The sequence below is a fragment of the Polaribacter sp. P097 genome (assembly GCF_036864555.1).
In the GTDB taxonomy this organism is placed as follows: Bacteria; Bacteroidota; Bacteroidia; order Flavobacteriales; family Flavobacteriaceae; genus Polaribacter.
Genome location: NZ_JAZETJ010000001.1, coordinates 1,029,108 through 1,041,221, shown reverse-complemented (window position 1 = coordinate 1,041,221; position 12,114 = coordinate 1,029,108). Strand labels below are relative to the sequence as shown.

Below are 12,114 nucleotides of genomic sequence, written 5' to 3'. Positions count from 1 at the left end.
AATGAGAAAAATATATATTCTACTGCTTACCTTACTTTTTAGCGCAAATATTAATGCTCAAGAAGTAAATCTACCTCAATACTTAAATTATTTAGGAGACAATCCTTTTGCCATAACACCAGCTTATGTTGGTATTGGCTCTGGATTACGATTTAGATTAAATGGATTATCACAATGGGTAGGTATTAAAAACGCCCCAGAAACCCAATCTCTCTCTATAGAAAGTAGACTTGCAGATAGATTTGGAGGTGGCTTAACCATCTTTAAAGATGCAAATGGTAACACCTCACAACAAGGTTTTAAGGCCACTTTTGCAAGTCATTTAATTTTGAGTGATGTAAACCAAAGCTTTTTCTCCTTTGGTTTTACTTATAGTTTAGTGATGTTTAACATTAATGCAAATAGCTTTGAAGATTTAGATGCAGGCTTAGGAAACACCTTAAACTTTAATACCTCTAATTTTGATGTAAGTTTTTTATATCGATATAATGATTATGGAGTGAGTTTTAACGTATCTAATATTTTAGACAAAAAAGACCGATTTTTCTCTAATGGAGAACCAATTATTTTAAGACGATATTCACTCTACAATTACTATATTTTTACTCGTTTTTATGGTGATTATGAATTTGAACCTTCTATTCTAGTTGAGTATTTAGAAGGTGATCAAAGATCGAGAACCGATTTAAATTTAAAAATTAGAAAAAGAACAGCAAGTGGTTATATTTGGGCTGGTTTCACCTATAATTTTTTAAATGACCAATTGTTTAATCCAAACACTTTTGCGCCTTTAGTAGGTATAAAATCGGGTAATTTGTATGCGTCTTATGGCTTTGGAATTAACATAAATAATACACAAAGTTTTAATGTAGGTTCACATATGATTACACTTGGTTTCGACTTTAAGAAAAGAGAAAGTTTGGCAAGGTGTACTAAGAAATTTTACATGTTTCAATAACTTGAAAATAATAACTTAATCAACAAGCTCTAAATCCCAATTTTGAACATAGGTAGCTTCTGGTTCTAATACTTGAAGTCCTATGTTATTATTAAAATTGTTAGCAACTCCTGTTAATGGCTCTATAGCAATTAATGGGAGTTTTTTTGGCGTAAAAACTTGATAGTAATTCTTACTAGCATCTGAGGTAATTTTTAAATGATAATCAGGCGTTTTTAAAATAGCCTTATTATGTTTTAGTATAAAACAGTCATCTAAGCGTGCATCTTTTAATGCAATTTCACCATCAAAATTATAATCAGCTAACTTTTCAGCCACCATATTTTCATTGAAGACTGCTTTTTTATAACAAGAAAGTGCTAAAAAGCTTTCCTGAAAATTGGTAACTTTAAAATAAGGATGCCATCCTAAAGTAAAAGGAAAAGCTTTATCATCTATATTTTTGATAGTAACTCTTGTGTTTAAATGCGACTCAAATAAAGTGTAAGTAACCGATAAAAAATAAGTGAAAGGAAAGCCATCTACAGGGTTTTTCTCATAATAATTAAAGGTAACAGAACAATTATCTTGATGTTCTTCAGGTTCAAAAATTTCAAAGGTTTTGTTGTAAACTAAGCCATGAATTGCATTGTTTTTATCATTACAATCTAGCTGATAATCATCAAACTTAAATTGATAAGCACCATTTTCTATTCTACCTGCAAACGGAAATAAAACTGCTGAAGCATATGAGTTTTTATAGTCAAAATTGGTTTGCTCTTCAATTACAGTTTTGTTGTTTAACGTTAAATCAACCAACCTTGCACCTTCATTTAAACCAATTTTTGCAATAGCTGTTTTGTCTTTATTAGACAGTTCTACAACAGTATTTTCCTTTTCTTTTAAAACATTAATTTTAAACACAGTATACTTTTAAAGAGTTTTATATAATTGTGTTTGCCTAGCAAACTTTTCTCTAAAAATACAAGTAATCCTTTAATCTGAAAAAGAATTGAATCGAGTTTTTAAAATTTTAAGATTGCACCTTTTTTAAACCAACTTTATGACCCCAAAAAGCGTAGTAGAAAATAATTAAATAACAAGGCAACAAAATCCAATAACCAAAAGAGGCTGCTTCTGCCATTGCTGAAACTTCATTTGCCCCATCCACTATTAAACTTTCTTTCTTATTATCTACAAGTGCACCATATAAAGGCGGAATAATTGCGCCACCAGAAATTGCCATAATTAAAAGTGCTGATGCTGTTTTGGTAAATTTACCCATACCTGTTAGTGCCAAAGGCCAAATTGCTGGCCAAACCAAGGCATTTGCAATACCAAGAGCTGCAACAAATAATACTGATGTAAAACCAGTAGTAAATACAATACAAAATGATAAAACAATACCTAAAATTGCACTTGCCTTTAATGCAAAAGTTTGGCTAATATATTTAGGAATTAAAATAACCCCTAAAGCATAAGTTGCAACCATTGCCATTAAAGTATATGTTGTAAATGAATTAGATTTTACTCCTAAACCAATCGACCTTCCATAAGAAATAATAGTATCTCCAGCCACAACTTCTACACCTACATATACAAATAAGGCCAACACACCTAACCATAAATGTGGAAATTGAAAAACACTTGTTTTAGAAGTTTCTCCTTCTTTTAACTTTTCGGTCTGTTTTGCTTCTACGTTTGGTAAAGGTGCTTTTCTTATTAAAATACCAAGTATTAAAAGAACAACAGCCATAGCTATATAAGGTGTTATAACACTATCAGCCATAGTATCTAATAAACTCGCTTTTTCAATAGCATCTACAGTAGCTAATTTATCTTTAATTTCATCTATTCCAGATAGAAGAAGTGTTGCAAAAATAAATGAACCCAATGCTCCTGCTACTTTATTAGCAATACCCATAATTGCAATTCTTTTTGCTGCACTTTCTATTGGGCCTAAAATGGTAATGTATGGGTTTGATGCTGTTTGAAGCAAAGTCATTCCTGCTCCTTGAATAAAAATAGCAGTTAAAAACATCCAATAAGTTCTGGCATTTGCTGCTGGTATAAAAACCAAAGCACCAATAGCCATAATTATTAAACCTAAAGACATTCCTTTTTTATATCCTATTTTATTAATGATAGATGATGCAGGTAATGCCATTACTACAAATGAAATGTAGGAAGCTGAGGCTACTAAATAAGATTCTGCATCTGTAAGTTCGTTTATGGTTTTCATAAATGGAATAAGTGCTCCATTGATCCAAGTAACAAATCCGAAGATAAAAAATAGCCCTGCAATAATTATAATTGGAACTAGTGTACTGTTTTTTTGTGCTGAATTAGCCATATGTTTTAGATTGTGATTGATTGATTTTACGTGAGCTTATTTTTCTTTATCGTCATTAATATTAAAAATGCGCTCTTTAGTTTGTTTTACATAGTTTCTACCAATAGGAATTTTTCTATTCGAAATTTCTACAGTATTGCCTTCTAAAGCAATTACCTTGTTTACAGAAATGGTGTAAGACCTGTGAATACGTATAAAGTTAGATTGTGGTAATTCTTCTGTAATTGCAGTTAAAGATTTATGTACAACATAGTCTCCTATAGTAGTAATAACTTTAATGTAGTCTTTTAAGCTTTCTATGTAAAGAATATCATTAAGGTTAATTTTAATCAACTTTTTATTTACTTTTAAGAAGATGTGTGGCTCTTGTTGTAAAGTAACATCTGCTTTTGCGTTGTTTAAATATACTTGTTGATATACTTTGTTAATGGTTTTTAAAAATCGATTAAATGGTATTGGTTTTACTAAATAATCTAAAATATTTAGTTCGTAACTTTTTACAGCATACTCTCTATAAGCGGTTGTAATTACAATTAGTGGTTTGTAAGTTAGGTTTTCTATAAAGGTAAAACCTGTCATTTTTGGCATGTTAATGTCTAGAAAAATAAGGTCTATTTTTTCTTGCTCTAAAACACGATAAGCATTTAATGGATTATTAAATGTTTCTACGATTTCTATATGATCAAAATTTTTTAAATGATTTTCAATCACAGAAATTGCCAATGGTTCATCATCAATTATAATACACTTAATTTTCATTTAATGGGGATTTTTAAAAAAAGATTGTACGTATTTTCTTCAATTTGAGTCTCTAAAACATAATTATTAGAAAAGAGCAAATTTAATCGTCTTTTTGCATTTTCATTGCCAATTCCGTTGTTTGTTTTTAAAGAAATTTCTGGATTAAATGTATTGGAAATTGTAAACTCTAAATAATGGGTTGGTAAAATGGTAAAATTGATTTTTATTTCTAATTTATCTGTGCCTTTCATTCCATGTTTAAAGCAATTTTCTACAAAAGACAAAAACAATAATGGTGGTACATCTACATCTTCTATATCTCCTGTAATATCTACTTCTGCATCTACCCTGTTTTCAAAACGCAAGCGTTCTAAATCTATATAATTATTAATATGAATTATTTCCTCCAACAAATTGGCTTTGGTACTATTAACATCATACAAAATATACTGCATCATGTCAGATAATTTTATGACCAGCCTTGGAGCATTATCGCTCTTTTTAAGGGTTAAAGCATACAAATTGTTTAACGTGTTAAAAAAGAAATGAGGCTGAATTTGGGTTCTTAAATATTTAAGCTCTGTACTTAATTGTAGTTTTGCTAGCTCTTCATTTCTTCTTCTTTCTATAGACCAATCTATAACCAGTTTAATCGCAGTTACAAAACCAATTACATACAATTCACCCAATACAACTGCTATAATATGATTTACTACCATAAACTGAGCTGGGCTATCTGCCTCTGGCCAAATATCTTTAGTAACCAATAAATAATTTAAACCTGTTCTTACTAAATAAACCAAGGCTAACATTGCCACTAAAGACATAATGTACGTCCAATACTTTTTTCGTAAAATAAATTTAGGAATTAGGTAGTAAATATTGATGTATACAAAAATGATGTGAATAGGAAATTCTACTAAATTCGATTTTGTAGAATACCAATAATCGTTAAAATAACTACCCCATCTTAAAACATTAAATAAAAAATATCCCAACCAAAACATCACGTGATATTTGATTGCAAAAGCGTTTCTCGGTTTTTTATTAAATGATATGATAATGGTTGTATTAAATGGTTTTTTTTGCTAAAAATGCATTAAGTTGCGACAATATTAATAATATATTTACTATTTGACAATAAAATTGCCAATACATTATTTTAAGAAAAACGCTAATAGATAAAACAAAGTTGTTTGTCTGTAAAAAGATGTTGTTTAGATATTTTTTTTTAAAACAAATTTGATAATGAATAGTTTGGCTCAACTTAAAACATAAAATAATTAAATTATGAAACACAATTTACGATTACTTTTCTTGTTTTCTTTTTTAGTGTTATTTGCCCAAACTTCTTTTGCGCAAACAAAAGAAATTTCAGGAACTGTAACTTCTAAAACCGATAACATTCCACTTCCAGGAGTAACAGTTATAATAGAAGGTACAACTGTAGGTACAGAAACTGATTTTGATGGAAAATATACATTGAAAGCAAATGTAGGAGACGTACTAGTTTACTCTTACTTAGGAATGAAAAGCCTAAAGAAAACAGTTGCAAACCAAACAACCATTAATGTAGCATTAGAAGATGATGCAGACCAATTAGACGAAGTTGTAATTACTGCTTTTGGTATAAAACGTGAAGCAAAAAAACTGGGTTATTTAGTTCAAGAAGTAAATAGTGAAGACTTAACAGTAGCTGCAGATCCAAATATGGCAACAGCTTTAAGAGGTAAAATTGCAGGGGTAGAAATTAGATCTGGAGCAACAGGCCCTGGCTCATCTACAAATATTACTATTAGAGGTATTAGCTCTCTAAGTGGTAGTAACCAACCCTTAATTGTTATTGATGGTGTTGTAGTTAGTAATACCAACATTGGTCAAGGAGATTTTGCTGGTGGGTTCGATTTTGGAGATGGTTTCTCTAACTTAAACCCAGATGATATTGAAAGAATATCTGTTCTTAAATCAGGTAACGCAACTGCATTATATGGTTATAGAGGTGCAAATGGGGTAATCTTAATTACTACAAAATCTGGTAAAACTGGAAAAGTAAAAGTAGATGTTAGTTCTGCTGCTTCTTTTGATAATGTATTGGTTAGCCCTAAATTTCAAAACCAATATGGTCAAGGAAGATTTGATACTGCTACAAATACATTAGAATATAATATTATTGATGGTGGTAGTTGGGGTCCAAGATTAGATGGTACACAAAGAGTACGTTTTGACGGAGTTGGTACTGCAGAATATTCTGCAAATCCAGGAGACTTTAAAGACTTCTACAGCACTGGTACAACATTTACAAATAGTGTTATTGTATCTCAAGCAAAAAACGGAACAGACTTTAAATTATCTTATGGTAATTTATCAAATGAATCTATACAAAAAGGAGCTACTTTAAACAGACATAATTTTGGATTAAAAGCCGGAATTGATGTTAACGAAAAAATTAGAGTTTCTGGTAAAATAGATTATACTAGACAAAAAGGAGAAAATAGACCAGAGCTAACAGATGGCCAGTCTAATACTATAAAAGCCCTTTCTACAAAGCCTAGAAATATATCTAATAGTTTATTAGCTAATAACTTCTTAAAAGCAGATGGTACACCCAATAATTGGGCAGGTAGCTTTACCATGAACCCATATTATGCTACAAATACTTTATTAAATGAAGATGAAACTAACAGATATATTGGTTTAATTAGTTTAGATATAGACTTGTTAGAAGGTTTAAAATTAAATGCAAGAGCCTCTCAAGATTTATCATTCACAAATGCTTTTATTTATAGAGAAAAAGGTGCTTTTGATATTGCTCCTAATGGTAAATTAGATGAGTTTAACACTACATCAAAAACTACAAGTTATGATTTACTTTTAAACTATAATACAGAACTTAGTGATGATTTTTCATTAACAGCTGCCTTTGGTTTAAACCAAATTAACAGTAGTTTTAAATCGATTGTAACTGTAGGAGAAACTTTTGTACAAGACAATTTCTTTTCTTTCAACAATTTTAAATCTAAAAACATCAATCCGTCTTTAGTAAGAAGTAAATCAAATTCTGTTTTTGGTTCTGCAACTTTTGGCTATAAAAATTATGCCTTCTTAGAAGTTACAGCACGTAATGATTGGTCTTCTACTTTACCTATAGATGATGCCTCGTTTTTCTACCCATCTGTTGGTGGTAGTGTAGTACTTAGTGATGCTATACCAAGTTTGGTAGATAATAATTTTTTTAGTTATTTAAAATTAAGAGCAGGTTATGCAAAAACAGGTAATGCTACAGACCCTTATAATTTACAGAATACTTATTTAATTTCTTCATCAGAATACAACAACCAATTATTTTATTTCTTCGGCGTAAATGAAGAAGGTGCAGGTGCAGGTGCTTCTTTAAGAAACCCTAACTTAGTAGCAGAAATTTCTACCAATGTTGAGTTTGGTTTTGATACTCGTTTTTTTAACGATCGTCTAACATTCAATGCTACCTACTATAATATTGATACAAAAAATCAAATCTTAGAGCTTTCTTTACCACCATCAAGTGGTGCAAATCAGCAAGTAATTAATGCTGGTTTAATTAACAATAAAGGTTTTGAATTAGGCTTATCTGCAGATGTTATTAAAAGCAAAGACTTTAACTGGACTACCAATGTTAACTTCTCTAAAAACATTAGTAAAATAGAAAAATTAGCTCAAGGTATAGAAGTTCAAGTAAGAGAGCGTCAATTTAATGATGTTGTACAAGTTGGAGGTAAATTAGGAGACCCTCTTTGGTCTTTATTTGGCTCTACTTATGAAAGAGATACTAATGGCAACATTATGTACGATTCTAATGGTTTGCCAATGGTTGGTGGAATTGATAAAATAGGTTCTACAAATCCAGATGCATTAGCAAACTTAAGAAACACATTTACCTATAAAAACTTCTCATTATCTGTGTTATTAGATGCTAAGTTTGGTGGAGATGTATTCTCATTCTCAGATATGGTTCGTGCAACTTCAGGTACAGATGAAATTACTTTAGAAGGTAGAGAATATTTTACTGGAGGAAATGGAATTTTAGTACCAGATGGAGCTGTTATAGACGGAACTTTAGATCCTGATGTAGCTGCTAGAGGTGTAAATCCACAAGAATACTGGGGACGTTTAGGACAAATTTCAGAACGTTGGGTACAAGATGCAAGTTTTGTAAAACTAAGAGAGTTATCTATTAGTTACAACTTCCCTAACACAGTGTTAGACAAACTAAATATTTCTAGATTATCGTTAAGTTATTTTGGTAGAAATTTAGCAATCTTACATAAAAACACAGCAAATTTTGATCCAGAAACTGGGTTTAATAATAGCTTTAGTGGTGTTGAATATTTTGGATTCCCATCAACATCTAGTCATGGAATCAAATTAAATGTATCATTCTAAACTAATAAAAAGATGAAAATATTAAAATTTATAGCTATTAGTTTTATAGCATCAACACTTTTTTTGGGTTGTACAGATGGTTTTGAAGAAATCAACACAGACCCTTATAACCCAACAGAAGCACCTGTACAAGGTATAATGGCTGCTGTTCAGTATTATGAATTTGCAGAACCAAGGTTTCTTACTTGGAGAGGTAATTTAATTTACTCAAGTCAGTTTGCGAACCAATTTAGTTACAATTACGCTGGTGCTTGGTTTGGTGCAGATGCTTTTCAAAACAACCAAGGTTGGACAAATGCAATTTTTGACAACTCATATAAAAAGGTTACTCTAAGTAGCAGAAATCTTTTAAAAACCTACACAGAAACTAACGATGTTAATGGTGTAGCAGTTTCTAAAATTATGATGTCTTGGTTTTTTCAAAAAATGACAGACATTTATGGAGATATTCCTTACAGCGATGTTATTGGTGCAGAATTAATCTTAGAAAACCCTAAACCAACTTACGATTCTCAATCATCAATCTATAAAGGTATCATAGATGATTTAAAGGTTCAAATTGATGCAATTGGTAGTTCTACTACAATCATTGCAGGTGCAGAAGGAGATTATGTGTATCAAGGAGACCCTCAAAAATGGAAAACCTTTGCCAATACTTTAAGATTAAGAATGGCATTAAGAGGTAGAGATGCATTTATTGCTGATGGAGATCAGGCTTATATAGATCAAGTAATTTCAGAATGCTTAGCAAGCCCTTTAATTGACGAAACCAATCAAGCTCTTTTAAAGCGTTCAGAATCTGCTTTAATTTTATCATTCTTAGATGGTGGTTTTGAAGATGTGTATCATGGTTTTGGTGGTATTGGTTCCAAGTTTACCATCGCAAAAAGGTATCTAGATTTAATGGATAACAATAATGATCCAAGGTTAGAAAAAGTAGCAGTACCATCTGCTGTTGGTAACGCTTACCAAGGTTCAGCTATTGGTTCAAGAACTCAAATTGCCAGAGATGAATTGGTAACACCTTCATCATTAATTATAGGGAATTCTACTACTGAAGTAGCAGACATTGTCCCTGTAAAAGTATTATCTGCAAGTGAGTCTTATTTCTTACAGGCAGAAGCAGCAATGCTTGGTTATGGAGGTAATGCAAATACTTTATACCAAGAAGGAATTAGAGCCAGTATGAATTTTTGGCAAGTAAATGCTGCTGATGCAGCAGACTTTATTACTAACGAACCTATTGCAAATTTATCTGGTTCTAATGAAGATCAACTTAAAATGATCTGGAACCAAAGATGGTTAAATTCTTTAATGAATGGTTATGAAGCATGGGCTCTTGTTAGAAGAACCAACTTAATTCCAGATTTAACAGACAACACTAACTTTTGGGTTACACAACCTAATAATGGCGCTATTCCTAAAAGGTTACCATATTCAAGTACAGAAGCAGTTTCTAATGCAGATAATGTAAATGCTGCAATTACTGCTCAAGGACCAGATGAAATGACCACTGCAATTTGGTGGGATAGAAACTAAAACAATTATAATTTGTCTTTATTGATTTAGCAAACGGAGGACAACGTTTTTCGTTTGCTTTTATTAAAAACGTATTACCTATAAAATAGAATTATTGTGAAAGTTACAGATTGTAAAAGTATAGCTTACACTCCTGCAGGAAAATTTGAGGAAACTCGTTTCGAAAAAATACACAATATTATTTTCGAAAGTTCTGACAAAGCATCTATTCTTGTAGCGCAAGAAATAGCCAATTTAATAAGAGCCAAGCAAAGTAAAAACAAACCTTGTGTTCTTGGTTTAGCTACTGGTTCATCACCAATTAAGGTGTATGAAGAGTTAATAAGAATGCATAATGAAGAAAGCTTAAGCTTTGCTAACGTTATCACCTTTAACCTAGACGAATATTATCCTATGGATAAAAGTAACATTCAAAGTTATTTTTATTTCATGCATGAACACCTTTTTAATCATATAGATATTCTACCAGAAAACATTAACATTCCAGATGGTAATGTAAGTACAGAAGATTTATACCAATCTTGCATAGATTACGAAATGAAAATTAAGGCTTTTGGAGGGTTAGATTTTCAACTATTAGGTATTGGTAGAACAGGTCATATTGGTTTTAATGAACCAGGTTCTCATTTAAATTCTGGTACAAGAAGTATTACTTTAGATCATATTACACGTGTAGATGCAGCACCTGCTTTTTTAGGTATAGATAATGTGCCAAGAAAAGCAATAACTATGGGTATAGGTACTGTACTTGCAGCAAAAAGAATTGTTTTATTAGGTTGGGGTTCTAACAAAGCAAAAATTTTAAAAGAAACTATAGAAGGTGAAATTACCTCAGAAGTGCCTGCAACTTACCTTCAAAATCATAACAATACAACCTTTATTATAGATGAAGGTGCTTCATCCGAATTAACTCGTGTAAAAACACCTTGGTTAGTAACATCTTGTGTTTGGAATGATGCTTTAAAAATGAAAGCTGTGCTTTGGTTAGCAGAACTTTTAAATAAATCTATTTTAAAATTAACAGACAAAGATTATAATGATTATGGTATGTCTGGCCTTCTAACAGAAGAAGGTACATCTTACAATTTAAATATTAAGATGTTTAACAAGCTACAAAATACCATTACAGGTTGGCCAGGAGGAAAACCAAATGCAGACGATTCTAAAAGACCAGAACGTGCTAGTATACCTAAAAAACGAGTAATTATTTTTAGTCCTCATCCAGATGATGATGTAATATCTATGGGAGGTACTTTTGATCGATTAGTAACTCAAGGTCATGAAGTACATGTTGCCTACCAAACCTCTGGTAATATTGCAGTTTCAGATGAAGAAGCTTTAAAGTTTGCGGAAGTAACACAAACTCTTTGCCCAGATTGTAAAGAGACACAGAGCATTATTAAATTTCTAAAAATTAAAACAGAAAATGATATCGATTCTGAAGAAGTTAGAAATTTAAAAGGCTTTATAAGAAGAAGCGAATCTTTGGCTGCTACCAGGTATTTAGGCTTAGAAGATAAAAATGTACATTTTTTAGATCTTCCTTTTTACGAAACTGGTACTATTAAAAAGAAAAATATCTCAGAACAAGATATTAATATCATGTGTAATTTAATTGATGATATAAAACCTCATCAAATTTATGCTGCAGGAGATTTGGCAGATCCTCATGGCACACACAAGGTATGTTTAGATGCTATTTTTGAATCCCTAAACGTGCTAAAGCACCAGACATATATGAACGATTGTTGGGTTTGGTTATACAAAGGTGCTTGGCACGAATGGGAATCTTATCAAATTGATATGGCTGTGCCTATGAGTCCAGATCAAGTACTTAGAAAACGGCATGCCATATTTTTTCATCAATCACAAAAAGATGGAGTGATGTTTCAAGGAAGCGATTCTAGAGAATTTTGGGTTCGTGCAGAAGATAGAAATAGATTAACAGCCAAAAAATATAACGAACTAGGCTTGGCAGATTATGCTGCTATAGAAGCTTTTAAACGTTATCATTTTTAAATAAAAATCAGATGTTTTTGTTCTTGTTCAGTTTTTGAATTGTTGAATTATTAAATCATTGAATTAAGAGCAATTACATTCTGATAATTATCTAAAACTGCAAATG

At 31.2% G+C, this 12,114-nt stretch carries 8 protein-coding genes; 4 read left to right on the top strand and 4 right to left on the bottom strand.

The annotated features are described in order from the left end of the window. Window position 1: 1 nt before the first annotated feature. Window positions 2-958: a PorP/SprF family type IX secretion system membrane protein gene (locus tag V7R38_RS04905; RefSeq protein WP_015481439.1), complete on the top strand. Its 957-nt coding sequence runs from the start codon at window positions 2-4 to the stop codon at window positions 956-958. 15 nt (window positions 959-973) lie between these two features. Here the strand turns inward: V7R38_RS04905 and V7R38_RS04900 are convergent, their stop codons facing one another. From V7R38_RS04900 to V7R38_RS04885, 4 genes are all read right to left on the bottom strand, one after another. Further along, window positions 974-1,861, bottom strand: coding sequence for an aldose 1-epimerase (locus V7R38_RS04900; RefSeq protein ID WP_334056287.1), 888 nt, complete (start codon window positions 1,859-1,861; stop codon window positions 974-976). 109 nt (window positions 1,862-1,970) lie between these two features. Further along, window positions 1,971-3,290 (bottom strand): sugar MFS transporter, encoded by a 1,320-nt coding sequence (locus V7R38_RS04895; RefSeq protein WP_334056285.1) that lies wholly within the window; start codon window positions 3,288-3,290, stop codon window positions 1,971-1,973. 36 nt (window positions 3,291-3,326) lie between these two features. Then, entirely contained in the window at window positions 3,327-4,049 is a 723-nt protein-coding gene (locus V7R38_RS04890; protein ID WP_015481442.1) for a LytR/AlgR family response regulator transcription factor, read from the bottom strand. Continuing rightward, window positions 4,046-5,038, bottom strand: a complete 993-nt coding sequence (locus tag V7R38_RS04885; protein ID WP_334056282.1) for a sensor histidine kinase — start codon at window positions 5,036-5,038, stop codon at window positions 4,046-4,048. The genes V7R38_RS04890 and V7R38_RS04885 overlap by 4 nt, the downstream gene beginning before the upstream one ends. Before the next feature lie 283 nt (window positions 5,039-5,321). Here V7R38_RS04885 and V7R38_RS04880 point away from each other — a divergent pair, with 283 nt between their 5' ends. From V7R38_RS04880 to nagB, 3 genes are all read left to right on the top strand, one after another. Next, window positions 5,322-8,450, top strand: a complete 3,129-nt coding sequence (locus V7R38_RS04880; RefSeq protein ID WP_334056279.1) for a SusC/RagA family TonB-linked outer membrane protein — start codon at window positions 5,322-5,324, stop codon at window positions 8,448-8,450. Window positions 8,451-8,462: 12 nt separating this feature from the next. Then, entirely contained in the window at window positions 8,463-9,989 is a 1,527-nt protein-coding gene (locus V7R38_RS04875) for a SusD/RagB family nutrient-binding outer membrane lipoprotein (protein ID WP_334056278.1), read from the top strand. A 96-nt stretch (window positions 9,990-10,085) separates the two neighbouring features. After that, window positions 10,086-12,008 (top strand): glucosamine-6-phosphate deaminase, encoded by a 1,923-nt coding sequence (nagB, locus tag V7R38_RS04870; RefSeq protein ID WP_438825587.1) that lies wholly within the window; start codon window positions 10,086-10,088, stop codon window positions 12,006-12,008. Window positions 12,009-12,114: the final 106 nt, after the last annotated feature.